Consider the following 22,714-nt stretch of genomic DNA (forward strand, 5'->3'; position numbering starts at 1 on the left):
GCGGCAGGGGTCTCTGGCCGGCAATCTCGCGTGGGCTTGCGATCAACCGAGGCGGAGCGACGCGGCATATTGGCGCAGCAAGGCGGCCATCGCGCTGCGGGCATGGCCCTTGTTCCCGATCACGATCTCCGGGTGGAGTTCCTGGCCAAACGCCGTGCGGTAGCCGAATGCCGGACTACCGCTTGCATCTTCGACCACGATGCGGTGTCCGCGTGGTTCCACCTTCCCTGCATAACGCGCGGTGAAGTCCCCGAGCCGTCCCGACAGCCCGGCGGCCATCTTGCTCCAGCGAATATGTCCGGCGGCGAACTGGTCGCCGGAAGCGCGGCCGCGTGCGAGCCAGTGGCGAAACTGCGCGCGTTGCTGGAGCACGGAATTGCGCGTGCGTTCCATGGTTCGAGCGAGCGGCAGGATATCGGCATCGGCGTCGATGCGGGCGAGTTCCGTGTCGTCGGCAACGACCAGAATATCGGCATAGTCGCCGCGGCGCAGCTGCTGGCGGAGCGCTACGCCATCGATGGCCGCCGGGCCGGTCGGTATCGATAGCGATTGGAGTCCGGACTCCCTGCCGATTGCGAGCAGCGTCGTGCTCTCGTGTCCGGGCCGCTCGCGCAGCATCGTGAGAATGCCGATCGTTCCTTCGGCGAGTTCGGAAGCTCCGAGGAGGAGCAGGCGCCTATGCCAGGAAACCGGCGGCGGGACGTCGGTCGGGCTCGGCCATTGGCTAGGAAGCGGCCGTGCGAGTTGCGGGCTGTCCGTCTGCACGGGCTCGGGCCGCGTGACGGCAAAGGATCGTCGGGCGACGTCGAAGATATCGTCGGGCTGGCCGCCGCCATCCTGAAAACCCTGCTCGTAGGCGAGGCAGCGCTCGTCCGGCTGGCCCGATAGGAGCGACGATGGCGGCCGTGACACCCATCCGGCACGGGCTGCATAATGGCCATCGGCATAGGCACAGGCAGCGTCCCAATCATGGCCGTGAACGTCGCGGGCATGGAGGATTGCGGCGTAGCGGCTGTCGGTGCTGCCTTGTGCGATCTGGCGCTCGACAAAGGCGAAGTTCGCGGCCCTGCGCTGCAGCTCGGTTTCCAGGCTGATGGCCTCATGGAGCGGTCGAAGCATCTGCACGCGCTCGCGGGTCCGCGCCATGCGGGCGTCCAGCGGAGCGTCGTTCGGGAGATCGGGGAAGCATCGCCACGCCTCGGCAATCGCGTGGGCGTGGTGAGCCGGACGGCCGCGCGCCATCCAGCATCCCGCAACGGCGGGGTCGAAGATGTCGGTCATGTCGAGAATCCTTTGCGCGGCTTCTCAAGCTGCGAGGTGAAGCAACGGGAGGGCGGTCAAATCGCCTTGCGCCGTGGCCCGATCGAGGACCGGATAGGGCAGGCTCGAACCTTTCGGGCCGCGATCCGGACTGTCTTCGTGAGAAGAATTTGAAACCTGAGATTAGGTTCGTTCCGGAATCCGTCTTGTTGTGGCCGTGACCGGGCGGGAGCGTGCTGGAAGCGCACCTGGCTGTTCCGACGACATTATCGTCATCAGCGTCCGGAAATCACCGATGAAAGGGACGGTGGATCACTCGCGCCGAAGAATCCGGCCTTCCTCCAACACGACATCGTCGAGATGAATGGAAATCGGTTTATCCATGTTCGGGTGCACATCGCCTTGGTCGGTCGTGATGAAGGCGTCATGCGCGACCGCATCCGTCGGAATTGGGCCATAGTATGCCAGAAGCGCGTGATTGAATGCGCTGGACGGCAGCTCAAGGGCAATACCGAGAAGAGGCGTTCGGCGATCGTGAGTGATCTCGCCCAATTCCGCGATAAACCGCTCTGGATTCCTGAGTGGATAGATATGACCTTCGCGGAACGGCATCTTGCTCCTCCTTTGTCGGCACTTTATCATTTTGAGCGGTCGGAAGATCATAAAAGTCGCGCATTGCGCCACCAGATGGTGGCACACTTCCTTAGTATCACCGCGCTCAAGCGGCATGAGCCAACAACGGTAATGCGGTGACGTCACCTTCGGTCGCCGCGCGATCGAGCACCGGGTAAGGCAGGCTCGGAACCTTGCGGGCGGCGAGACGGGCCGCCTTGGTCAAAGGAAATAAATATGTGTGGCAGCCGGGGTGGCGCCGTCTGCGCAAGAACCCGGTGCGCTCAAGGTCTCTGAGCCAATCTGCCCGCTCTTCGCCGAAACGCGGCGGCCTCGCCCCGGCCTCGAGAAGTGCATCCATTGCGTAGCGCTGACCGCACTCCGCGTTGCGTATCTTGGATATGGCGCGCGAAGAGATTGGCTGTCCATCGGGCAAAATCAGGTCGGTGCGCGGGCTCGATCTCCCCGAATATTGGCTGCCCGCCGCGCAATATATGAGACCACAATGCCCCGGCAGAACAACTCGTCCGTCGGCGTCGACGCGTCTGACGGGGTCTGCATAGGAGATGACCGAAAGAATATCGGGCTTCTCGCGCCGCAGAAGCCGGAATGCTCTGGCAATCAGGAAAGTCTCGGCGTTGCCTCCCTGGGAATCGTCGATAACGAGACGCCCCAGGTCGCAAGCCGTGCGTGGATCAGGGAGGCCCGCGCTCTTGGGCACGCTGGCATTGTTGACCGGGTGTGAGAAGACGCAAACTCCGACCAGTTCGGGGCGACCGCCCTTGCCGTCGGCAAAGAGTCCCACCGAAAGCCGCGCGACGGGCATTGAGGCCGTATAGTGATGCGCCCGCACGAAGGGAGCCGCCTGACACTTCGTGCTGATGACATCGACGGCGAGGCGCTTGGGATCGATTTCCGCGGCGTTGGGAATCCAGCGGCAGCGGCGGTCGCGCCAGCGCTGGCTGCGGGTGGTGAGCATGGCGGCAATCTCCATTGGATCACCATCTCCCACCCTCTCCCCTCCCGCCGGTTTGACGCTCTGATGACGGCCAGGAAAATCGATCACGACGCCAAGCCGCACCAGGTCCGTCTTCGACCAGGCGATGTCCCACGCAGCTAAAGAGGATCGATGCACGGTAAATCGTTTGGACGCCGTTTCTCGCGCCTCTTATTCATTGCGTATGGAAGGAGGATTCGCACATGATGACGACACCCCCGGCATGGCTGGCGGAGTATGGCGGATCGTCCGAGGCGATCGACAGATTTCGGTCCTATGTGAGCATCGAGACGGTTTCGCGGGTCTATGATGCCTGGAAGAAAGTCAAAAGCGTGCCAGTCCCGTTCAGTCACTGGCGATGGCATAGCGTCGCTGCGCCCGGTTGCAGGCAGGGCAGCCGCGAGTGGCAGGACATCCACCGGCAGTTGCGCGGCTACATGGACGACGGCGGTGTTCTGGTCATCACCGGGAGCGCGCGGACCGGGAAGACGTCCCTGCTTGAACAACTGACGCCGGACAGCATCATCGACAACTCCCGGTCAGGATTGGAGCCTGGCGCAAGTGTTCCGTCCGAGCAGGTCCCATCGGGCTTGTTCTCGATCGACGAAACCCAAGCCCATGATAGGCGCGACATCGTGCGCATGATCGCCGAAATGATGACAGCGAAGCGGGGGTTCGCGCTAGTGTTTCAGCGCCCTGAGACTTTTCGGGATTATCAGATCGGGGAGTATCTCGCGGCGCATCCGGTGCAGTTTCTGAATCTCTCTGAGGCTCTGTTGCAAACTCTGATGCGGTTGCCAAGGTTGGGCCCTTGGATTGGTAAGGTCGGTTGTGATGGACGATTTCAAAGGGCGGCATTTTACCGGCGAGGTCATCCTATGGGCGGTCCGCTGGTACTGCCGGTACGGCATCAGCTACCGCGATCTCGAGGAAATGCTGGCGGAACGTGGCATCGATGTCGATCACACGACCATCTATCGCTGGGTGCAGCGCTATGCGCCGGAGATGGAGAAGCGGTTGCGCTGGTTCTGGCGGCGAGGCTTTGATCCGAGCTGGCGTCTGGATGAGACCTACGTCAAGGTTCGGGGCAAATGGACCTACCTGTACCGGGCGGTCGACAAAAGGGGCGACACGATCGACTTCTTCCTCTCGTCGACCCGCAGCGCCAAAGCCGCGAAGCGCTTTCTGGGAAAGGCCCTTCGCGGGCTGAAGGGCTGGGAGAAACCAACGAAACTCAACACCGACAAGGCCCCCAGCTACGGCGTCGCAATCGCCGAGTTGAAACGAGAAGGGAAGCTCGCCCTGGAAACCGAACACCGGCAGGTAAAATACCTGAACAACGTGCTCGAGGCCGACCATGGCAAGCTCAAATTGTTGATCAAGCCCGTGCGTGGTTTCAAATCGATGCCGACAGCCTACGCCACGATCAAGGGCTTCGAGGTCATGCGCGCCCTGCGCAAAGGGCAAGCCCGGGCATGGTGCCTGCAGCCAGGGATCAGGGGAGAGGTGCGTCTGATCGAAAGAGCATTTGGCATTGGCCCCTCGGTCATGACCGAGGCCATGGACGTGCTCAATCAGCATTTTGCCAATGCTGCCTGATCCCCAGACGGGGTGACGCTGCCCGGCCGTCACCAATGTTTGCAACAGAGCCCATCCGATTGCCTCCCGAAAAACTTTGTGCCTCAGCCGAACGGCGCGACGCCGCTCAGCACGCGGATGCCATGCGGGAATGGCGTGTTGGGAGCTTGCGGCTGCCCGTGAACCTCCACCGCCATCGACGCTTGTCCTAGCGATAGCAGCAGGCAGAAAAGCGTCGCGTTCTCGCCTTCGATCGCATCCAGCGGAAAAGGTTTGAGATAATCGAGTATCGCTGGCGCGCGCTCGACCATGACGTCGTAAAGGAGCATGATGTCTTCCATCGAAGCTTCGCAGCGCGCCTTGGTGCGCGCCTCGATGGTTCGCCCCGCCCAACGGTCCACCAGCGGCTCGAGATCCTTGAACCCGGCGGGCAGGGTGGTCGCGATCTTCGCGTCGGTCATGCCAGCGCCTCCCGCACGGTGCTCGCCTTCACCCATTTATCGAGGGTTGAATGGAGATGGCGAATGGCGACCTCATTTTCCTGCAGATACATGAAGCCCTTTGCGCGCGATTGCATGCCTTTCTGGGTACGGGCGACATTGGCCAGATCCTCGAGCAACACCTCGACGGCCCGGCTGATGAAAAGCTCCTGCCGGAAGCGTTCGGCAACGGTCGCCGCAGGCGGCACGTAGAAGCGCGATTCATACCGCGTGGTCTTGTGCGACGTCGGCCAGAAATTATGTGTCCAGAAACCGCCCGGCCCGAAGTCGATATGGACGTGCGGAAAGACATGGTAGACGTCCTGCGCCCAACTCGTCGATTTGGTGGGATTGACCGCCGGATGCTCGAGAAAGCTAACCAAGGCAGGATCGTTGCTGCACGAGGTCACGCTCGCGGTGCTATGCGTATCCTGCCCCAGCCGTTCGACCTTGTTCGATGGCTTGGCAGCATAATTTGCGTTGCCATAGGTCGATATCAGCCTGTGCGCGCCGAGCATCCGCGCATCGAGCAGGTGCGCGAACGGGTTTTCGGGAGAGGCGTAGGTCGTCCCGATCGTCTCGGCGTGGAGCACGGGGATGTGATAGGTCTCAAGGAAGGCATCGCAGATCGCCTTCCAGTTGGCATCGATATCGGCCTGGATGACGATCGGATGGCCTGCGGCGGGATATGGTATGCCCGCCATCAGGTCAGCGAGCGGACCCAGAAACTCTCGCAACGAAACCTGCGGCTCGGGCGACAGGTTGATGAAGACCCATCCTTCCCAGACCTCGGCTGCGATCGGGGTAAGTCCGCAGTTCTTCTTGTCGAAATTGAAGAAGGAGGACTCATCGGGCACGCCGACCAAGCTGCCGTCGTTCTTGTAGGTCCAATTGTGATAAGGACAGACGAACTTCCCGGCATTGCCTGATGGCTTGAGGACGACATGGCTGCCACGATGCGAGCAGACATTGTGGAAGGCCCGCACATGGCCTCCCTTGGAGCGCGTGATCAGGACATTCGCATCGCAGACATCGATGTCGCGGGTGACGAAGTCCCCCGCATTTGGGATTTCCTCCTCCCGGCCCAGCAGCAGCCAGGCGCGACGGAACACCTGCTCCTTTTCCCGCGCATAATGTTCGGGCGAGATATAGGATTCGACCGATACCGGGCCGGTCGACAAACCCGCTTCCACCGTCACGTTGGATGGCGATAACTTGAAAAGCTGCTCGTTCATGTCGACTTCCTCTCTGTCCGCTCTGCTCGCAATGGGTTATCAGTGTTGAGTTGCACTGAGAAGTGACCCGGGAGGGTTATAAGTTTTCACTGAGAATTGACCCATGTTTTCCTCGCCCCTGGCTGACAGTCAGGAGGCATCGGAGTGATCGACATGGACCTACTCAGTGTGATCCGCCGCTGGCATTTTCGGCAAGGCATCCCCATTCGCGAGATCCGGCGGCGGACTGGATTATCGCGCAACACGATCCGCAAATATCTGCGCGATGACGCGGTGGAGCCGACGTTCAAGGTTCCCAAACGGCCGAGCAAGCTTGATCAGTTTGCAGAAAAACTGACGACGTGGCTGCGGGTGGAATCTGGCAAGTCGCGCAAACAGAAGCGAACAGCCAAGCAGCTACATGCAGATCTGGTTAAGCTGGGCTACGAGGGATCATACAGCCGTGTTGCCGCCTTCGCCCGCTCGTGGAAGACCGAACGCCAATATGAAAAGCAAACCAGTGGGCGCGGCACATTCGTACCGCTGATCTTCCAGCCCGGTGAGGCCTTTCAGTTCGATTGGAGTGAAGATTACGCCCTTCTGAATGGCCGGCCTACCAAGCTGCAGGTGGCCCATACCAAGCTCTCCCACAGTCGGGCGTTCATCACGCGAGCCTATCTGCTGCAAACGCACGAGATGTTGTTCGACGCACTGACGCAGGCCTTCCGGGTGCTGGGCGGCGTGCCTCAGCGTGGAATATTCGACAATATGAAGACGGCTGTAGACCGGATCGGCCAGGGCAAAGTCCGACAGGTCAATGCGCGGTTCGCTGCCATGGCCAGCCACTACCTGTTCGAAACGGATTTTTGCAATCCGGCCTCAGGCTGGGAGAAAGGTCAGGTCGAGAAAAACGTTCAGGATGCGCGTCGACGGTTATGGCAGCCAATGCCCAACTTCCCAGATCTTGATGCCCTCAATGCCTGGTTGGAAGAGCGGTGCATCGCACAATGGGGAGAAATCCAGCATGGCGTCCTCCCCGGCACAGTTGCCGATGTGCACGCCGTTGAGATTATCAGCCTGATGCCGATGGGGCGGGCCTTCGATGGCTTTGTCGAACATACCAAGCGCGTGTCGCCGACCTGCCTGATCGCGTTCGAGCGCAATCGCTATAGCGTTCCTGCATCCTTTGCGAACCGGCCAGTGAGCCTGCGGGTCTATCCTGATCGGTTGGTCATCGCGGCCGAGGGGCAAATCTTGTGCGAGCACAACCGGATTATCGACCGTTCTCACCAGAAGCCGGGGCAGACGATCTATGACTGGCGGCACTATCTGGCAGTTGTTCAGCGCAAGCCTGGCGCTTTGCGCAATGGGGCGCCATTCCTCGAAATGCCCGAAGCCTTCCGGCAACTGCAGGGGCATCTGCTCAAGCGGCTCGGTGGTGACAGGGAGATGGTCGAAATCCTCGCCCTTGTTCTACAGCATAACGAACAGGCTGTGCTCAGCGCCGTCGAACTGGCCCTCGAAGCTGGGGTGCCGACCAAAACCCACATCCTCAATGTTCTGCACCGCCTGATCGATGGCAAGGCTCCACCGGCATCCCCAATCGATGCCCCGCAGGCCCTGCGCCTCGCCCAGGAGCCTGTTGCCGATGTCGAACGCTACGACACGCTGAGGGCGTTACGCCATGCGTCATGATCCGGCCAGCGCCGCTGTGGTTGTCATGCTACGTGGCCTCAAAATGTATGGCATGGCGCAAGCCGCTGGTGATCTGATCGAGCAGGGCGCGCCAGCCTTTGATGCTGCCGTTCCGATCCTCTCACAGCTTCTCAAGGCGGAGATGTCCGAGCGGGAGGTCAGGTCCATTGCTTACCAGATCAAGGCAGCCCGGTTCCCGGCCTACAAGGATCTGGCAGGCTTCGACTTTGCCGTCAGTGAGGTCAACGAGGCGCTCGTGCGTCAACTTCACCGTGGTGACTTTATGGATAGCGCCGACAACGTCGTACTGATCGGCGGACCAGGCACCGGCAAAAGCCACATCGCGACGGCTTTGGGCGTCCAGGCGGTTGAGGGCTCTGTTGCAAACTCTGATGCGGTTGCCAAGGTTGGGCCCTTGGATTGGTAAGGTCGGTTGTGATGGACGATTTCAAAGGGCGGCATTTTACCGGCGAGGTCATCCTATGGGCGGTCCGCTGGTACTGCCGGTACGGCATCAGCTACCGCGATCTCGAGGAAATGCTGGCGGAACGTGGCATCGATGTCGATCACACGACCATCTATCGCTGGGTGCAGCGCTATGCGCCGGAGATGGAGAAGCGGTTGCGCTGGTTCTGGCGGCGAGGCTTTGATCCGAGCTGGCGTCTGGATGAGACCTACGTCAAGGTTCGGGGCAAATGGACCTACCTGTACCGGGCGGTCGACAAAAGGGGCGACACGATCGACTTCTTCCTCTCGTCGACCCGCAGCGCCAAAGCCGCGAAGCGCTTTCTGGGAAAGGCCCTTCGCGGGCTGAAGGGCTGGGAGAAACCAACGAAACTCAACACCGACAAGGCCCCCAGCTACGGCGTCGCAATCGCCGAGTTGAAACGAGAAGGGAAGCTCGCCCTGGAAACCGAACACCGGCAGGTAAAATACCTGAACAACGTGCTCGAGGCCGACCATGGCAAGCTCAAATTGTTGATCAAGCCCGTGCGTGGTTTCAAATCGATGCCGACAGCCTACGCCACGATCAAGGGCTTCGAGGTCATGCGCGCCCTGCGCAAAGGGCAAGCCCGGGCATGGTGCCTGCAGCCAGGGATCAGGGGAGAGGTGCGTCTGATCGAAAGAGCATTTGGCATTGGCCCCTCGGTCATGACCGAGGCCATGGACGTGCTCAATCAGCATTTTGCCAATGCTGCCTGATCCCCAGACGGGGTGACGCTGCCCGGCCGTCACCAATGTTTGCAACAGAGCCCTCTCTGATCGTTAGGAACAACCAAGAAGAAGCATCGGCCGCTTCGGCATCGCGAGAGCGACACGATCGATCACCCGCCGCGGCCCTTTAGCAGTGCATGAATCAGCCGTTCTTCCTTCTTGCTGATCCGGTGGCGCCGGCGATCACGCTCGATTTGCTGTTGCACTGCCTCGGCGCAATAACGCGGCGGGGAGTGCCTTGTCGCGCGGGGAAGCTCCGACCAGCCACCGGAGGAGCTGACCCAGACCATACCCAAGGCAGACGGCCTTAGCTCGCGCTCGCCGGTGATCTCGCCGCGCTGATCATTGACGATCACGCCGCCGCAGTCGTTGACGCGCTGCGGTGCTCGCCCGCCGAGCACGATCAGCTTGTGGCGGCCACTTGGCAAAGGAATTGCGTCACCCGTTTCGACTGCCGATGCCAGTTCGCCACCGTCGGTGTAACGGAGCGTCCAGCCATTCTCGGTGATGTGCGTCATGCACATTCTCCTTCCGAAAAGTTGTTGAGGTAGGCGTTGCGTCGGGGCTTCAGACGGGGAGGCCCGCATCGAGCGCCAAGCAAATACGCGTCCCTCTGACTGCGCTCTATCAGGTGTACTGGCTCAGTCGCCTGGCGGTAGCGGGGCGGGACGGCTTGTCGACCGGGGAAGGGGCGAGGATTTGCCAGCGTGGATGATCGAGCCTCGCCGCCGCAGAAGCGAGAACCGCAGCGTCAGAGCGCAGCTCGCGTGCCAAGCGCGGAGTTCAGCCAGACGATAAAATAGCGGTCATTGCTCACGCGAGTGCCGAGGCCGAACCAGGAGGCCGATGGGCATCTTGCCCAATCGCCGGGGGCGGTGCGGAGCAGAACCGGGAATGAGTAGGTGATGCAGGAGAATCGCGCTCGACACCCCGTTTTTCGATCAGGCGTTCAGGCGAGCCAGTTCTCGACCGTGAGACCTCGCACCCGGCTGAACTCGGCGACGTTCGCTGTGACCAGGACGCTACCGAGCGCATATGCGTGCGCGGCGATCAGCAGGTCGTTGGGGCCAATCGGCTTACCGGCGGCTTCGAGTTCGGCGCGGATGCCACCATATTCGGCGTCGGCCGGCACATCGAGGGGGAGGATATCGAGGCCTTCCATGATTGCTTCGACTTGCTGGAGCAGTTTCGCGGAGCCGCGTTTGGCGCAGCCGTAGCGCAGTTCAGCGGCGGTGATGATGCTGACGCAAATAGCGTCGCTTCCGACTTCCGCGATCTTTTCGAAGACGACGCCGTGCGGATTGCGCACCAAATCGGAGACGATGTTGGTATCGAGCATGTATCGAACCGTGGTCACAGATCGATGTCCTTCGGTGGGAGCAAGCCCGCGTCGATATCGTCCGGAAAGGCATCTTCCGGCCCAAGAGGCTCCAGACCGCGAAGGATATCGAGTAGTTTCGCCTTGGGCACCGGTTCGATGACCAGTCGGGTGCCTTCGCGATGCATCAGCACCTTTTCCCCGGGAAGTTCAAACTCAACAGGGATGCGAACCGCTTGGCTGCGATTATTGCGGAAAAGCCGGGCCTCCTTGACGCCGGCTGGCAGGGCTGGTCGGGGCATCACGATCTCCTTGTATATGCCAATGTATATGGCAATCGTGCGTCGCAATCAACGAAGGACGCAGAATTTTTGCGCTGCCCGCCCCGGCAAGATGCGTATCAATGGTTCGATGGCAGCGGGATCGGGACGGCTTGTCCGCTGGAGAGGTTGAGGAAAGCGCCAGCGCGGCCAATCGAACCGCGGCCGAGAAGGTCGAAAAGCAGGGAGAGAGCGTGGCTCGCCAGCACGCGATTGACGAACAGGGACTGGCGCTCGAGCGCTTCGGCGACCGAGCAGGACGGTGCATCGTCATCAGCCACGCTGTCGTCGGCGAGTTCCGGAAAATATTCCAGCACCGTCGGAAGGCGCGGGCCGTGCTCGCTGCCGCCACGCCCCGGGCAGCCGATCAGATATTGTCCGTCAGTCGCGCGATTGCCGAGGTCCATCCAGTAGGATGGAGTTACCCTGCCCTTCGCGATCGCGGCGCCGAGCGCGCGCCGGGCCGACGCGCTGTCGACGCAGGTGATGAGGATGTCCGCCTCGTCGACGCCGATGGCCGCCGGCGCGCGACCGTGAATGGCATCCCAGAACAGGCCATGCGCAAGGTTGATCCGTTCCGTCAGCGTGCGCGCCTTCGAATGTCCGAGGTCGCACCGGTAGAAGGGCTGACGACCGAGATTGGCTTCGCTCACGTTATCATCATCGACTACGGTGACGTGCAGTGATCGGGAGGAGATCGCCCGCAGCGCTGTGTCGAGCGAGGCGAGCCCCATCAGCATCTGGGCGCCGTTCCCGCCGCAGCCGACAAGCAGGATCTTGATTGGGCGATTGTCGAAGGCGGCGGGAAGATAGTGGCGGTGGTTGGTGTCAGGCTGCATGGGATTCTCCAGAGAACGGGCTCCGTGGCAGCGGCAGGAACATGCCGTTCGCGCAAAGGCGCGATGCCATCTGCGGGCCATCCGGGCGGTCGAGCTGGCCGATGACGAGGGCGATCTTCGTCGCAAACGCGTCGTCGGCATTGTCGGTGGCGCTGAAATAGGCCGATCCGGCGCCGTGGCTGTGGATGTCACAGATCAAGTGCCAACCAGGCTGCAGGACCGGTGATCGATAGACAAGGCGCGAAGGTGTCGCCTCTTCAATGTCCGGGAAATGCAATGCGAACGCCCTGCTCGTCTCGTTCCAGAGCACGAAGGCGGCCGCTTCGTTGGGCAGGGCCGCACGGAAGTGTTCGAGAATCTGGTCGAGATGCTCGCGCGGGATCCGTCCGCACAGGAGGTCAGCCCTTGGTTCGCCCACGCTGCCATAGGGGACATAGGCAGAGATCGGCGGCGTGACGGGAATATCGAGCGCGAGCCATGGACGGCGCAGGATCAGCATCACGCCATCGTTCCCGATGGCGAGGCCGTGTCCCGCGCACGCAGCGCGAAGCGCATCAAGGGCGGGTGATCGCCCCTGGGACGGGACCGGGTGGCAGGGTACGGCGGCAAGTACCGCGGCCGCTGTCGGATCATCGGCGAACCTGGTCATCGCCGTGCGTTCGCCGCAATGAGCGTACCGACCGTCAGCGGGAGGGCTGTCGTGTCCTGAGAACTCTGCCGAACGCGGAAGGGCTTGAGACGCTTGACCGGAAAGCGAGCGGCCCGTCGGGCGGCGAGGTTATCCCAGAGCCTGACAAGGCCGCCTTTGCCGGTGACGGTCATTTCCTGGCCCGGATTGGGGTGCGTCGACCAGGAAGCGAACACCGCCTGCTCAAATTCCGGGATGGACGCGATCGCCAGTGACTTCGGCTTCGGGATGTTTCCCCAGCAAAGCCGTCCGTCAAGATAGACGTTGAGGACCGGTGAGTGCAGCAGTTCCGTGTTCGCGGTGGGACGCTCATCGGCCGGGAGGGCATAGACGCCGAGACCGGACCGGGTGGCAACAAGCAGGTGCGGGGGATACGGGACCGGCAGGACGGTCCGCTCGGAGAGGACCCGGAGACCGGCGGGAGGGCTCGACAGAGCGAAATAGGCGGAACGCACCTGTGCCGGGATCCACCATGCGAGCATGTCGGGATGGGCGACCAGGACGTTGGCCGGCAGCATCTCGGGCAGGAGAGTCCGGCCAAGTGCCTCGGTCCATTGCCGCAAGTGCGTGCGCGTCAGCGGCGTCCCTGCGGCGATCATCGGCTGCCCTTCGGCATCATGCTCGACCGCGTGGATGCTGGCGAAGGCCGGTGCGTCGCGTCGCATCGCGCCGTAGGAATTGACGTTGCGCGGTGCTTCGTTGCGGTAGAGCAGGATGGCGTTGGTCAGCACCATGCTGCCGCCGCTTGCTTCGAAATGGGTGCTATGGTCGGGCATTTCGGCCTCACAATTTGGTGGGATCGAGTGCGATGAGAGCCTGGGCGGCGAGAAGGAATCTCGCGCCCAACGCCAATGAGGCGAGCCAGTCGTCGATCCGGTCCGGATCCGGCAGCGGGCAGAGACCCGCAATGTCCATGAAGCCTACTTCCATGCCGTGGCGGCCGACGTCGTCGAGTTCGGCCGCAAACTCGTCCGAGGGTACCAGCGTCAGCGGCGGCAATGTCGAGACTTCCTCGAAGTAGGGAACGTACTGGTTGATGAGGTCGATGTCGAAGTGCCAGGCGTTGTATTCTGGAAGGCTCTTCAAAGCGCGGCGCGCATGGCGGAGGCTTCGCAGCGCCTGCCGCAGGCCGCTCGGGAGTTGCGCGGGTCGCGCCGCGTTCGCCGCGATTATCCAGTCAGGGCGGCGGGCATTCATCGTGGACGGCAGGGACTGTTCGTCGACGTCTGCCTCATCCAGGCCATGATATTCGATCATGCATCGGCGGGCGGCTTCGTCGTCGGTCTCGCCGTCCCAATAATACATGGAGATCGTGTCAAAGAGGTGCTCGTAGCTGAAGATCGGAAGGATGCAGGACAGGTTTTGCTCGAGCTCGCGATAGGCGGCGGCGCGCCAGGAGATCGGAGCATCGCTTGTCTCGATCCACCCGAGGTCGATCTGTCCCATGCTGTCGCAAACGATGGCGATCGCTGGCGGCTCGCCTTCCTCGCCCTTCAGGACGGTCATCCGAAAGTCGGCGAGATCGACCGGCGCGAGGATTTCGGATACCGCTGCCTGAAAGACCTGTTCGATGCGCCGGCGAGCCTGCGCGCGGGTATATTGCCTGGGCGAGGTTTCCCGTGCGGCCACCCAGGCGCCCACCAGCTTGTGATGCGGGGCCAGCGGGTGGTCGAACAGGGTGGGCACATCTTCGGAGATCGCGACCGATCGTCCCGCGAGATTAGCCGAGGGGCGGAAGACGAAGGGACGGCGGCGGCTCGAGCGGTTCGGGTCCTTCACCCGTGCGATTTTCCGGGTCGAGGAGCATTCGTGTATGGAGGGCCTGGATGCGCGCGTCGCAGGCGGGCGGGGTGAAGTCGATCGTATCGCCATCGTCGAACTCGATCCATTGGAGGAGCGTCTTGCGGGGTGCGGCCGGGATCGCCGCGCGCTTGTCGGGCGTCATGGTCAGCCCTTGGTGCCGACTGCGCGACGATATTCGGTGACATGGGCAGTGCCCGAGACGCCGGCGTCCACCATCTCGGCGTTGACGATCGCCGGAAAGAGCGTGGCATGGTAGGCGCGCAGGGCTGCCAGGTCATCGGCGAGATGCGGCGGGACCGGAAGGTCGATGCCGTCATATCTGTAGGTGCGGGTGAGACGATTGATCTGCATGGGGGCCTCCAGGCTGATGTAAGAATGTTCGAGCGCGGTCCGTCAGAAGAGGGTGGCGGGCTCGTCGGGCTTGGCGTCGGCTGGCGGACTGGTCCGCGCCGGCACTTTCGCGGCGTTGGTGGGCGAGGCTGTTTTGGACGCCGCTGCGGCTTTCGCCTTGGCCGCTTCGGCGGCGGCGGTTCTGGCAGCCTCGGCGGCCTGCCGTTGCTCGGCAATCTGGTCGGCGAGCGTCTTGCGCGTGGCAATAAGCTCCCCGAGCGCGCCGTGTGCCCCCTTGGCGAGTTCCGCATCGATCTCCGCGGCGCTGGCCGTGATCGAGATCGGCCGTGTCTCGCCGGCTTCGAGTTTGGCGCCCGCGCCTTCGGCCTTTCGGGGAATGACGGTGAGGGTGACGGTGTTGTCGGGGCCGGCAACGAGGTCGAAGCCGAGCGAATAGCGTGTGAGCAGCGGAAGCAGGCTTGCAATCAGCATGGCGATCAATCCTTGTGTGGGAGAGGGTGGAATCCGGTCAGGCGGCGAGATCCGCGATCGGAGGTTGGGCTTGCGGGGCGACATGCGTCGGGGGCGGCCCATAGGTGCCGTCGAGCGTCATGGCGCTCGGGAGCCGGCCGGACCAATCGAAGCCGATCGCATTGAGCATGTTGGTGATGAGGTCGGACTTCTTGCCGGCGAGGCGCTTTGCGAACGCCTTCTGGCCGATATGATCGACCAGACCGCATTCCCGGGCGATGAACTTCAGCTCTTCCTTGGTGTACCGGTCGAGGAACCCCTGATCGACCTTCCAGCTATCGCGCAGATCGACCTGGAAGGCTCTTGCGAGGTCGGCGACATGGTCGAACGTGAGTACGTCCTTCGCGTAGGCGGCGCCGATGACGGAGAGGACGATTTGTGCCTGCCGGTCGGGCAAGCCCCGGATCGCCGCGATCTTGGCGCCATAGTCGAGGTCCGGGAAGGCAGCGCCGACCAACAGGCCGGCACGCGACGTCAGGGTATCGGCCTTGATCTGCGACAATGTGCCCGACATGGCGGCGACGAGGATCGCGGTGTGCGCGTGGCCGGCATTGCTCGCGAGCGCACGGGCGAGCGCGGTGCGCCAGGTCGCCTCGCGAAGATCGGCGGTGCGGCGTGCGATCGATTCGGCGGTGACAGCCGGCTTGTGCGCCGATGCCTGCCTGGGCACCGCAATTGCCGCGATCGATGGCGCGGATGCGGACGATCCAGTCCCTTCGTCGTCCGGCGATGCGATATCGTCCACATCGCCTGCCTGGTCGAGGCTGGTCTCATCGACCAGGCCATTTTGCTCGTCATCCCCGGAAACATCGACAGCGGCGGGCGCCACGGGCCTTGCCGCTTTCGCGGCGCGTTCCTCTTCCTCGAAGCGGATCGTCTCGACGGCTTCGGTTTTGAGCTGGAAGCATCCCGGATTGGTGCAGTGCCCGTCGTCGACATGGGTCTCGAACAAGACCCGCTGCGTAGCTGAGTTGAACGGACAGGTCGTGCATTCTGTCTTGTCGAAACAAGCGCTCGCGAGGTTCTGCGTGACGCGCATCAGCAGATCGCGCGTCTTGCTTACGTCGAGGTCGGCCGTCAGGATCGTCTCAAGGGCCTTGTCCTGCTTGTCCTGGGGGACAGCCGCGAGCAACTCGGCGTGACCGATCTTGATCCGGCGTTCGTCCAACGCAAGCTTGACGGGGTCGGAGAGGTCAGCGAGCGCCAGGCGGCGAGCAAACTTGGCCTGGGACCAACCGAGCCGCCGGGCAGCTTCGGCGCGGTCGCCGTGATACGCGGCAAGGACACGGACGGCAGCGTCCGCTTGTTCAGTCTCCGAAGTGTCATCGCGGATCTCGTTTTCGTCGATCGCGGCCTCGAGCGCCTCCTGGTCGGTCATCTCGCGAATGGTGACGGGCATTTGGCCATCAGGACCATAGGCTTCCAAGGCCCCCCTCCACCGGCGTTCGCCGAGGACAATCTCGAAGTTGCTGCCCTTCGGACGGACAAGAATGGGCTGGAGCACGCCGCGCAAAAGGATCGAAGCGACCATTTCGGTGTGCTTCATCTTATCGAAATACCTGCGGGGATTTTGGCCCCTTACGATCTTGGAAAGCGGCAGTGTGTTGGGATAATTCGGTTCCAGCGTGTTCACGGCTGATCTCCTTATGGAATGTGGCTGGTCCGTCCGGCCGGGCCGTGTGGGGGTCTCGGTGGTCCGGGCTGTCGACGGGGAGGTCGCGCGGAGCGATGTTGGTCAGGTCATCAAGGGTGTGGGCATGACGGCAATCCCGAGCCGACCACCCAAAACCCCTCCCCCTTCCCTCCCTTGGCGTAGGAAGGTTCCGGAGACGGGAGTATTGCGTTCGGAAGGGTTGGATGCCGGCACCGCCGTGAGTGCGCCGGGGCCCTGCACGCTTCCGGGGGGCTCTGGCGTTGTGGATTATCGCGTGACCACGCGGCGGGTCAGGTCGGGGATGCGAACATTATCGTAAGGACTGCTGACCGACATTTCGATCGCGTCGCGCTGGGCACGATACCAGTCGGTGGCCTCGACCGTGTAGATCTCGGTCGCATAGGGCTCGCCGCCGCTGGCGAACTCGATTTCGATGGTGAAGCTCTGGAGGTCGATGTGCGAGGATGCCTGCATGGCGATTTCCTTTCCAAACGAAAAGGGCGGCTCCGACCAAGGTCGAAGCCGCCGAGCAGAAGTGAGTGGGAAACTGGAGAAGACGACGCCGTGATCCGCACCGGATCGGGTGCGGTCATGCGAGGGCGTTCAGATTTTCGTCCGCGCGGAGCTGCGTGTGCGGCCGTCGGCGCGGGGAGCGATCCGGCATGGGGCTTCGCCAGGAGACGACGGCGCGGCCCCAATCACCACGCCACTCCTAACCACCCTCCTCCCCTCCCTTTGACTTGTACGGTGAATATCGGCACTTGTTCGTTTACATTTGCGCAAGTGGGCCTGCTCCAAGGCCGCTAGTTCCAGCGAGAAAAGGGATATTGCATGGCCGAGACCGAAGAAGCGGGCGTCATGTCTTTGACGGTGACGTTGCTCAGCGCCTATTTTGCGAACAACACGGTTCCGAGCAGCGAACTGCCCGCGCTGGTCGAGGGCACAAGACGGGCTCTGTTGGGTGGCGCAACCGTTGCTGCCGCGGCGCCGGCAGTGGAGACCGAGGGAGAGACGGTCGACGCCGCTGCCCCCGCATCCGAGTTCAAGCCGGCGGTGACCGTCGAGGAAAGCCTTGCCTCGCCCGATCATATCCTGAGCCTGATCGACGGAAAGCCGTACAAGGCTCTCAAGCGTCATCTTTCGGCGCACAGGCTGACGATCGCGGAATATCGCGCGCGATTTGATCTACCCGCCGACTATCCGATGGTTGCGCCGGGCTATTCGGCCTCGCGGCGCGAGGTGGCTATACGGCTTGGACTGGGAGGAAAGCGCAAGAGCGCTCCGGTGCCGCCTGCAACGGCCTCCGACGCGGCGGCAGTCGCGGCAGAAGCATCAACTGGGCCGGCTAGCGTCGAAGAAGCTCTGGCCGAAGCCGCACCGGTTCGGCGCACGCGGGTAAAAGTTGCGCCTCCCGAAGAAGCGGCGACCGCGCCGAAGAAAGCGAAGCGCAAGACGGCAAGCGGGAAGGCCAAGCCCGTTGCTGCCAAAGCAGCACCGAAGCCCAGGCGTAGTCGGGTACCGAAGGATGGCGCTGTCGACAGCGTGGCAACCGTGCCGGACGTCGCGCCCGTCGAGGTCCCTGCGGCCGACTAGCGCTGAAGGTCCGGGCGTCCAGAGCCTGGCGCCCGGCCCCCGACGGGGCAAAGCCGACCGCGACAAGGAATCGGCTTGCGCATTCGCGTTTTCATTTGGGACGCAGCGCCGGCCTACGGCGGTCCGTTTTACGGCGTCCTCAGGCCGCCCTCTTTGCCTTGCCCCCCATCCGCAGCACGTCGTTCCAGTCCTTGAAGCCGAACGGCGGGTATTCTGTCTCAATGGCGCGGCCGGGCATCGCATAGACCTCGATGGCATTCGCCGCACCGATCTCGCCCGCGATGTCATTGTCGGGGAAGAGGACGAGGCGCGTCACGCGTTCGGGAATCGCGATCTGGTGCAGACGTTCGCTGCCCAGCGTCGCCCATACGGGCATGCCGAAGAGCATCATCGCCGAGAGCGCTGTTTCCACTCCTTCCGCAAGGCCGAGAATCGATGTCGCGGGGGCGAGCATCACGGCGGCACGATCCGGCCGCCCGAGTGTCATTCTCGGATCAGCGAGGTCGCGGGCGCGGCGCGCGTCATCGCGCTCGAAGAAGGTGCGTTGGATCGCCACAAAACGCCCGTCTCTGTGGAGGCCGCCATCGTGCAGTGCCGCGATCATCGCGGGCCGGAAATCCACCGCATCGCCTTGCCCGAGAGGGGTGCGGGGATGGAACCGGAGCGAGCGTGGCAGGATGGCGATCCGACGGCGACGCAAGTAGAGTTCGGCCGGCGTACCGCTGAGCGGCCGGGCTTCGTCCCAGATGCGTTGCGCGATCTGGCGTCGCCACAAATCAGTTCCCATGTCCGAGGGCGTATTTGCGGCCCTCTCGACATTGAGGAGGGCATTTTCCTCCAGGCGCAGAATCTCGTGGATGACGTCACGCGTGTTGCAGCCGGCGAAGCATTTGAAGAGGAGCGCGTTGTCCCCCACTCGCACAGACAGGCTGGGGCTGCGGTCCGCGTGCGCTGGGCACAGGCACATGGCGCCGCTCGGCTTCCATGTGCCGCCGAGGCGCCTGACGATTTCGGAACCGATCGCCTCCAATTCCGGGTTTCGGTTGTTGCTGGTGCGCGCCATGGGGAATATCCGAGCGATTGGCCCAACCCGCACTTGTCCCCTGATTGAGCGTTCAGTGCCGGTATGCGAGGACAGGCGGGTTCAGGGCATGGAATGGCGATTGCAGGGCCGGTGCGGCCTTGAAATCACCCGGCAACCCCGCTCTCCCTCCCCTCCCGGACCGCGCCAGCGGCGCTATTCGATAGGGAGCCTTTAACGAGCCTCGGTCCCCGAAGCCGAGACAGGTATCCACAGGTAGCGAAAGCGGCCGGCCGGGATGCCCAGATCGGAATAGTCGCGCCAGGCGAGCGGATAGCGGCCGCTCAGTTGCGAGGCACATCTCTGCGCCTGGTCGTTCCTGCGCTGGCCTTGTCGCCCCATTGGAGTGTACCGGCGAGTTCCTTCGCCTCGGCGATATCGAAGGCAGCATCGACCGTATCGCCACGCCGGCGGGGTTGCCAATAGGCAGGGTCGTTTGAAAGGACCAGGACGGCAGCGCCATGGTTCGTCCGGCGAACGAAGGCTTCCATTCGCGCCACGTCTTTGCAGACATCGTGGCCCCGAATGTCATGGGCACTTTGCTGCCGGAGTGTGAAGCGCTCCCCGCTGACCTCGGCAACGAGGCCCTTGCAGAGATATTTCAACTCCAGAGCAAAGGGTCGCTCCCCGAGAAGGAGGACGTCGATCGCGCCGCGCAGGTCTCCGCCGAGCGGATATTCCAGTCGGATCTGCTGGTCCGGCTGTCGCATGCGCAGTTCCATGGCCAGTTCGTGCTGGAAATCGGCTTCCGAACAGAAGACCGGACGCCGTCCGGCCATATCGGACATCACTCGATCAATTTCGACCAATTCAAGCTTCCCGCACAGGTTGCACGAGGCGGCTATAGCGGCCGGAGTTTAACCGAGCGTAGCACGTTGAAAACTCATCACCGCAACAGATAAACCAAATTAAATCGCAATATTGCACCGTCTTGAGCGACGGCCGCTTGCACGAAATTGAGCGAAGCAACGCATCGACTTAAGAACGGACCTTTCCATATCTCAACCTTGCTTATTGACCGCTCACAATCATCCAAAATGGAGCAATGCCTGCCGGGCGCAATTTACAGGCAAAAACCTACAATATGCCGCATGGAGACCTGAGCTTTTTTCTCCCATGAGAAAGGAGCGTGTCATGCCCATTCGGACCAATATGATTGCCGATTTCCAGCCGTCGGACAGGTCGCTCCGGGAGCAGCTGACATGATGGAGAGGGCACGGATCACAGCAACCGTGGACCGGTGCAGCATGGTCGACTTCGCGGACCAGGTTCAGCGCTTGCGCGCCAACGAACTGGGTCGCGATCTTTTTACCATCCCGGCTTTCGAGATGCTTCTGGATCTCTATATGTGCAGGGGGTGCCCATCGCGTTCGCTTACCGCGTTGACCGCAGCATCGAGTGCATCGGAGCGAAATTCGCAACGGATCATTCATCGCATGGCTAAACGGGGGCTGGTCAAGCTCCGACGCGATCCAGACGATGGTCGAAGGATCATTGTCGAGCTGGAACCGGAAACGCGGATGTTGCTCGACCGCTTCTTTGACCGGTTGGTGGAGCTCGTGACAATTGAGCCGGCGACCAAGCGGACCGGGTGCTAGGAATGCGATACGGAGCGAGGGATTGGAGGCCTCGCGCTCTTAGTATCTTGCACCCATCCGAAAATCGTTGCAGAGTTTCCGTGCAGTGCGGAAAGCGGCTGGGAACCGCCTGCAGGATTAACCTTCCAGGCATGGCAACGGGCCCATCCATGACGGTTGGGCGCACGCATTGGACGTTATTGCCCGCCACCTTTGGGTGGTTCTGTCATGCTGTCTTCGTTGTCTGCCTATCGTCGCCCTTTGGCGCGTTTCAACCTTTACACGTGCGCGTAGCCCCATGTTTCGCGCCAGTGAGGATAAAGGCACCTGCGTGCGTGCGGCCGCACGCTATGGCGACCGCCAGTTCGAAGCCGTCTATCGGAGGGAGGCTCCCAAGCTGCTTTCGTACCTCAAACCAAGGATCTGGCAGGAGGAGGACAGGCACGATCTGGTTCAGGAGGCCTTCACGAGGCTGGTCGCGTCGCGATCCAGCGCAGCCACGAGCAATCCCGGCGCCTATTTGCAAGGAATTGTTCGGCATCTCCTCGCCGATCGCGCGCGGGCCTGGGCCAAGGCAGCGGTCTTCGATCCGGTCATATATTCGGCTGGCAAGGACATCGCCGGGCCGGACACGATCGCGGAAATAAACGATATGCGGGATAGCTATCGACTGGCTGTCGAAAGCCTCCCGCCAAGGACGAAAGAGGTATATTTGTTACACCGTGCCGAAGAACTAGGATATAAGCAGATAGCTGAGCAGCTTGATATCAGCATCCGAACCGTGGAGTGGCATGTGGCTGAGGCCATTGTGCGCATCGGCAAGAGCATCGGAATTAGCCATGGCTGATGGCGAGATGCCGGAGCCCATGCCGAGGATGGACCAGCAGATGCGTGAAGCCTCCCTGTGGTTCGCCAGGATGAGGGGGCCTGATGCGGAAGAGTGGCGCCCTCAGTTCGAGGAGTGGCTGGCCCTTGGAGCATCGCATCGGGGGGCATACGACCGAGCCGGCGAGATATTTGCATTGGGTCGCTTCATGGCGGCCCAGGACGAAGAGCAGGTCGGCGGGGCCAATGACAATGACGCGAGCGGGCATCGTTGGAGATGGGCGGCGATCGCCGCCAGCCTCCTCCTGACCGTCGGGGTCGGAGGATGGCTCGTCAAGGTTGAGCGGCCGGGCACGCCAGGCGTCCCGGTCCAGGTGACGCAGCCAAGGGCGCATCAACCGGCCGAACGCCAGCATTACGCGACGTTGGACGGTTCGCGAAGGACGGTTCGGCTCTCCGATGGTTCCTCGGTCGAACTCGCCGCCAACAGTGAACTCTACACGAGCTTCACCCCGGACCGGCGCGAGTTGAAGCTCGAGCACGGCCGGGCCCGCTTCGAGGTCGCGCATGAAGGCCGCCCCTTTGTCGTCCTGGCCGGCGGAGGGAGCGTGACAGCGCGCGGGACGATCTTCGAGGTCAGTCTGGAGCGTGACGAACGCGTGACGGTGAAGCTGCTCCGTGGTGCCGTCGATGTCGAGCGTCCCAGCGCCATCAAGGGAACGACCGGCCCGGCGGCCGTCGCGCGGCTTGAACCGGGCGAGATTCTCAGCTTCGCGGTTGTCACGCCAGCCGTGCTCCGCCCCCTTGCCACGAAGGGCGAGCTACAGCCTGTCGTGCCGCCTGCGAACATCGTGCTGGTGCGCGAGTACGAGCGTGCGCCATTGGCAGCGGTGATTGCCGAAGCCAACAGGGATTCCGCAACTACCATCCAGCTTAGCGACCCGAGCATCGGGGCTTTGCGGGTGAGCGGCCGGTTCCGGGTGGATGATGCCGATCAAGTTGCCGATCGACTGGCTACGTTGTTCGACCTTGACGTCGAAAAGACTAAACCGGGCCAAATCACTCTCAAGCGGCGATAACCAGGAATTTTTTTGTGACCTACCCC

General features: G+C 62.4%; 26 protein-coding genes and 1 pseudogene. 9 read left to right on the forward strand and 18 right to left on the reverse strand.

The window, feature by feature from the left end:
- Window positions 1–42: 42 nt before the first annotated feature.
- The 3 genes from AC07X9_RS18550 to AC07X9_RS18560 form a co-directional block, all read right to left on the reverse strand.
- Window positions 43–1,281 (reverse strand): hypothetical protein, encoded by a 1,239-nt coding sequence (locus tag AC07X9_RS18550; RefSeq protein WP_086486216.1) that lies wholly within the window; start codon window positions 1,279–1,281, stop codon window positions 43–45.
- A 291-nt stretch (window positions 1,282–1,572) separates the two neighbouring features.
- Window positions 1,573–1,872 carry a hypothetical protein gene (locus AC07X9_RS18555; RefSeq protein ID WP_086486215.1) on the reverse strand — a complete coding sequence of 100 codons (300 nt, stop codon included), beginning with the start codon at window positions 1,870–1,872 and terminating at the stop codon, window positions 1,573–1,575.
- 106 nt (window positions 1,873–1,978) lie between these two features.
- Window positions 1,979–2,866, reverse strand: a complete 888-nt coding sequence (locus AC07X9_RS18560) for a Mom family adenine methylcarbamoylation protein (RefSeq protein WP_254908137.1) — start codon at window positions 2,864–2,866, stop codon at window positions 1,979–1,981.
- An 837-nt stretch (window positions 2,867–3,703) separates the two neighbouring features.
- Here AC07X9_RS18560 and AC07X9_RS18565 point away from each other — a divergent pair.
- A complete protein-coding gene (locus tag AC07X9_RS18565; protein WP_063142267.1) occupies window positions 3,704–4,468 on the forward strand; it encodes an IS6 family transposase in 765 nt (254 codons plus the stop codon).
- 83 nt (window positions 4,469–4,551) lie between these two features.
- Here AC07X9_RS18565 and AC07X9_RS18570 read toward each other — a convergent pair whose 3' ends face one another.
- Both AC07X9_RS18570 and AC07X9_RS18575 read right to left on the reverse strand, forming a co-directional pair.
- Entirely contained in the window at window positions 4,552–4,908 is a 357-nt protein-coding gene (locus AC07X9_RS18570; protein ID WP_086486214.1) for a hypothetical protein, read from the reverse strand.
- The gene (locus tag AC07X9_RS18575; RefSeq protein WP_086486213.1) at window positions 4,905–6,161 is read right to left on the reverse strand and encodes an aromatic ring-hydroxylating oxygenase subunit alpha; all 1,257 of its coding nucleotides are present in this window, start codon (window positions 6,159–6,161) and stop codon (window positions 4,905–4,907) included. Before AC07X9_RS18575 ends, AC07X9_RS18570 begins: the two co-directional genes overlap by 4 nt.
- A gap of 153 nt (window positions 6,162–6,314) precedes the next feature.
- On the opposite strand from AC07X9_RS18575, the gene istA reads away from it, so the two are divergent.
- From istA to AC07X9_RS18590, 3 genes and pseudogenes are all read left to right on the forward strand, one after another.
- A complete protein-coding gene (istA, locus tag AC07X9_RS18580; protein WP_032490240.1) occupies window positions 6,315–7,835 on the forward strand; it encodes an IS21-like element ISRsp3 family transposase in 1,521 nt (506 codons plus the stop codon).
- Window positions 7,825–8,208 (forward strand): annotated as a pseudogene (istB, locus tag AC07X9_RS18585) (IS21-like element ISRsp3 family helper ATPase IstB); the annotation flags it as partial. The gene istA and the pseudogene istB, both read left to right, overlap by 11 nt.
- Before the next feature lie 65 nt (window positions 8,209–8,273).
- Window positions 8,274–9,038 carry an IS6 family transposase gene (locus tag AC07X9_RS18590; protein ID WP_063142267.1) on the forward strand — a complete coding sequence of 255 codons (765 nt, stop codon included), beginning with the start codon at window positions 8,274–8,276 and terminating at the stop codon, window positions 9,036–9,038.
- A 122-nt stretch (window positions 9,039–9,160) separates the two neighbouring features.
- Here AC07X9_RS18590 and AC07X9_RS18595 read toward each other — a convergent pair whose 3' ends face one another.
- The 12 genes from AC07X9_RS18595 to AC07X9_RS18650 form a co-directional block, all read right to left on the reverse strand.
- Window positions 9,161–9,568 (reverse strand): hypothetical protein, encoded by a 408-nt coding sequence (locus AC07X9_RS18595; protein WP_086486212.1) that lies wholly within the window; start codon window positions 9,566–9,568, stop codon window positions 9,161–9,163.
- Between the two features lie 431 nt (window positions 9,569–9,999).
- A complete protein-coding gene (locus AC07X9_RS18600; RefSeq protein ID WP_086486211.1) occupies window positions 10,000–10,389 on the reverse strand; it encodes a type II toxin-antitoxin system VapC family toxin in 390 nt (129 codons plus the stop codon).
- A 14-nt stretch (window positions 10,390–10,403) separates the two neighbouring features.
- The gene (locus AC07X9_RS18605; RefSeq protein ID WP_086486431.1) at window positions 10,404–10,670 is read right to left on the reverse strand and encodes an antitoxin; all 267 of its coding nucleotides are present in this window, start codon (window positions 10,668–10,670) and stop codon (window positions 10,404–10,406) included.
- Between the two features lie 98 nt (window positions 10,671–10,768).
- On the reverse strand, window positions 10,769–11,527 hold the full coding sequence (locus AC07X9_RS18610) for a PRTRC system ThiF family protein (protein ID WP_086486210.1): 759 nt from the start codon (window positions 11,525–11,527) through the stop codon (window positions 10,769–10,771).
- Window positions 11,517–12,176, reverse strand: a complete 660-nt coding sequence (locus tag AC07X9_RS18615) for a PRTRC system protein A (protein WP_086486209.1) — start codon at window positions 12,174–12,176, stop codon at window positions 11,517–11,519. Before AC07X9_RS18615 ends, AC07X9_RS18610 begins: the two co-directional genes overlap by 11 nt.
- Window positions 12,173–12,991 (reverse strand): PRTRC system protein B, encoded by an 819-nt coding sequence (locus AC07X9_RS18620; protein ID WP_086486208.1) that lies wholly within the window; start codon window positions 12,989–12,991, stop codon window positions 12,173–12,175. Before AC07X9_RS18620 ends, AC07X9_RS18615 begins: the two co-directional genes overlap by 4 nt.
- Before the next feature lie 7 nt (window positions 12,992–12,998).
- Window positions 12,999–13,994: a hypothetical protein gene (locus AC07X9_RS18625; RefSeq protein ID WP_254908136.1), complete on the reverse strand. Its 996-nt coding sequence runs from the start codon at window positions 13,992–13,994 to the stop codon at window positions 12,999–13,001.
- The gene (locus AC07X9_RS18630; RefSeq protein WP_086486207.1) at window positions 13,936–14,160 is read right to left on the reverse strand and encodes a hypothetical protein; all 225 of its coding nucleotides are present in this window, start codon (window positions 14,158–14,160) and stop codon (window positions 13,936–13,938) included. The genes AC07X9_RS18625 and AC07X9_RS18630 overlap by 59 nt, the downstream gene beginning before the upstream one ends.
- 2 nt (window positions 14,161–14,162) lie before the next feature.
- Window positions 14,163–14,369, reverse strand: a complete 207-nt coding sequence (locus AC07X9_RS18635) for a PRTRC system protein C (RefSeq protein ID WP_086485683.1) — start codon at window positions 14,367–14,369, stop codon at window positions 14,163–14,165.
- Between the two features lie 42 nt (window positions 14,370–14,411).
- Window positions 14,412–14,840: a PRTRC system protein E gene (locus AC07X9_RS18640; protein WP_086486429.1), complete on the reverse strand. Its 429-nt coding sequence runs from the start codon at window positions 14,838–14,840 to the stop codon at window positions 14,412–14,414.
- A gap of 37 nt (window positions 14,841–14,877) precedes the next feature.
- Window positions 14,878–16,512, reverse strand: coding sequence for a PRTRC system ParB family protein (locus AC07X9_RS18645; protein WP_086486206.1), 1,635 nt, complete (start codon window positions 16,510–16,512; stop codon window positions 14,878–14,880).
- Window positions 16,513–16,800: 288 nt separating this feature from the next.
- Window positions 16,801–17,007: a hypothetical protein gene (locus AC07X9_RS18650; protein WP_086486205.1), complete on the reverse strand. Its 207-nt coding sequence runs from the start codon at window positions 17,005–17,007 to the stop codon at window positions 16,801–16,803.
- A gap of 357 nt (window positions 17,008–17,364) precedes the next feature.
- Here AC07X9_RS18650 and AC07X9_RS18655 point away from each other — a divergent pair, with 357 nt between their 5' ends.
- Window positions 17,365–18,126: a Ros/MucR family transcriptional regulator gene (locus AC07X9_RS18655; RefSeq protein WP_086486204.1), complete on the forward strand. Its 762-nt coding sequence runs from the start codon at window positions 17,365–17,367 to the stop codon at window positions 18,124–18,126.
- Between the two features lie 139 nt (window positions 18,127–18,265).
- Here AC07X9_RS18655 and AC07X9_RS18660 read toward each other — a convergent pair whose 3' ends face one another.
- Entirely contained in the window at window positions 18,266–19,189 is a 924-nt protein-coding gene (locus AC07X9_RS18660) for a DUF7146 domain-containing protein (RefSeq protein ID WP_086486203.1), read from the reverse strand.
- A gap of 479 nt (window positions 19,190–19,668) precedes the next feature.
- Here AC07X9_RS18660 and AC07X9_RS18665 point away from each other — a divergent pair, with 479 nt between their 5' ends.
- The 4 genes from AC07X9_RS18665 (at window position 19,669) to AC07X9_RS18680 (ending at window position 22,688) form a co-directional block, all read left to right on the forward strand.
- Window positions 19,669–20,109: a hypothetical protein gene (locus AC07X9_RS18665; RefSeq protein WP_176342155.1), complete on the forward strand. Its 441-nt coding sequence runs from the start codon at window positions 19,669–19,671 to the stop codon at window positions 20,107–20,109.
- A gap of 345 nt (window positions 20,110–20,454) precedes the next feature.
- On the forward strand, window positions 20,455–20,805 hold the full coding sequence (locus tag AC07X9_RS18670) for a winged helix DNA-binding protein (protein WP_254908135.1): 351 nt from the start codon (window positions 20,455–20,457) through the stop codon (window positions 20,803–20,805).
- 277 nt (window positions 20,806–21,082) lie between these two features.
- Window positions 21,083–21,631: an RNA polymerase sigma factor gene (locus AC07X9_RS18675; protein ID WP_086486201.1), complete on the forward strand. Its 549-nt coding sequence runs from the start codon at window positions 21,083–21,085 to the stop codon at window positions 21,629–21,631.
- The gene (locus tag AC07X9_RS18680; protein ID WP_086486200.1) at window positions 21,624–22,688 is read left to right on the forward strand and encodes a FecR family protein; all 1,065 of its coding nucleotides are present in this window, start codon (window positions 21,624–21,626) and stop codon (window positions 22,686–22,688) included. The genes AC07X9_RS18675 and AC07X9_RS18680 overlap by 8 nt, the downstream gene beginning before the upstream one ends.
- The last annotated feature ends 26 nt before the right edge of the window (window positions 22,689–22,714 follow it).

It is taken from the genome of Sphingobium sp. GW456-12-10-14-TSB1 (genome assembly GCF_059424385.1).

What these genes read in the sequence shown, in the direction of transcription:
- AC07X9_RS18550 (WP_086486216.1), bottom strand. Translation starts at nt 1,281, where the DNA reads ATGACCGACATCTTCGACCCCGCCGTTGCGGGATGCTGGATGGCGCGC.
- AC07X9_RS18555 (WP_086486215.1), bottom strand. Translation starts at nt 1,872, where the DNA reads ATGCCGTTCCGCGAAGGTCATATCTATCCACTCAGGAATCCAGAGCGG.
- AC07X9_RS18560 (WP_254908137.1), bottom strand. Translation starts at nt 2,866, where the DNA reads ATGGAGATTGCCGCCATGCTCACCACCCGCAGCCAGCGCTGGCGCGAC.
- AC07X9_RS18565 (WP_063142267.1), top strand. Translation starts at nt 3,704, where the DNA reads ATGGACGATTTCAAAGGGCGGCATTTTACCGGCGAGGTCATCCTATGG.
- AC07X9_RS18570 (WP_086486214.1), bottom strand. Translation starts at nt 4,908, where the DNA reads ATGACCGACGCGAAGATCGCGACCACCCTGCCCGCCGGGTTCAAGGAT.
- AC07X9_RS18575 (WP_086486213.1), bottom strand. Translation starts at nt 6,161, where the DNA reads ATGAACGAGCAGCTTTTCAAGTTATCGCCATCCAACGTGACGGTGGAA.
- istA (WP_032490240.1), top strand. Translation starts at nt 6,315, where the DNA reads ATGGACCTACTCAGTGTGATCCGCCGCTGGCATTTTCGGCAAGGCATC.
- AC07X9_RS18590 (WP_063142267.1), top strand. Translation starts at nt 8,274, where the DNA reads ATGGACGATTTCAAAGGGCGGCATTTTACCGGCGAGGTCATCCTATGG.
- AC07X9_RS18595 (WP_086486212.1), bottom strand. Translation starts at nt 9,568, where the DNA reads ATGACGCACATCACCGAGAATGGCTGGACGCTCCGTTACACCGACGGT.
- AC07X9_RS18600 (WP_086486211.1), bottom strand. Translation starts at nt 10,389, where the DNA reads ATGCTCGATACCAACATCGTCTCCGATTTGGTGCGCAATCCGCACGGC.
- AC07X9_RS18605 (WP_086486431.1), bottom strand. Translation starts at nt 10,670, where the DNA reads ATGCCCCGACCAGCCCTGCCAGCCGGCGTCAAGGAGGCCCGGCTTTTC.
- AC07X9_RS18610 (WP_086486210.1), bottom strand. Translation starts at nt 11,527, where the DNA reads ATGCAGCCTGACACCAACCACCGCCACTATCTTCCCGCCGCCTTCGAC.
- AC07X9_RS18615 (WP_086486209.1), bottom strand. Translation starts at nt 12,176, where the DNA reads ATGACCAGGTTCGCCGATGATCCGACAGCGGCCGCGGTACTTGCCGCC.
- AC07X9_RS18620 (WP_086486208.1), bottom strand. Translation starts at nt 12,991, where the DNA reads ATGCCCGACCATAGCACCCATTTCGAAGCAAGCGGCGGCAGCATGGTG.
- AC07X9_RS18630 (WP_086486207.1), bottom strand. Translation starts at nt 14,160, where the DNA reads ATGACGCCCGACAAGCGCGCGGCGATCCCGGCCGCACCCCGCAAGACG.
- AC07X9_RS18635 (WP_086485683.1), bottom strand. Translation starts at nt 14,369, where the DNA reads ATGCAGATCAATCGTCTCACCCGCACCTACAGATATGACGGCATCGAC.
- AC07X9_RS18640 (WP_086486429.1), bottom strand. Translation starts at nt 14,840, where the DNA reads ATGCTGATTGCAAGCCTGCTTCCGCTGCTCACACGCTATTCGCTCGGC.
- AC07X9_RS18650 (WP_086486205.1), bottom strand. Translation starts at nt 17,007, where the DNA reads ATGCAGGCATCCTCGCACATCGACCTCCAGAGCTTCACCATCGAAATC.
- AC07X9_RS18655 (WP_086486204.1), top strand. Translation starts at nt 17,365, where the DNA reads ATGGCCGAGACCGAAGAAGCGGGCGTCATGTCTTTGACGGTGACGTTG.
- AC07X9_RS18660 (WP_086486203.1), bottom strand. Translation starts at nt 19,189, where the DNA reads ATGGCGCGCACCAGCAACAACCGAAACCCGGAATTGGAGGCGATCGGT.
- AC07X9_RS18665 (WP_176342155.1), top strand. Translation starts at nt 19,669, where the DNA reads ATGGTTCGTCCGGCGAACGAAGGCTTCCATTCGCGCCACGTCTTTGCA.
- AC07X9_RS18670 (WP_254908135.1), top strand. Translation starts at nt 20,455, where the DNA reads ATGGTCGACTTCGCGGACCAGGTTCAGCGCTTGCGCGCCAACGAACTG.
- AC07X9_RS18675 (WP_086486201.1), top strand. Translation starts at nt 21,083, where the DNA reads ATGTTTCGCGCCAGTGAGGATAAAGGCACCTGCGTGCGTGCGGCCGCA.
- AC07X9_RS18680 (WP_086486200.1), top strand. Translation starts at nt 21,624, where the DNA reads ATGGCTGATGGCGAGATGCCGGAGCCCATGCCGAGGATGGACCAGCAG.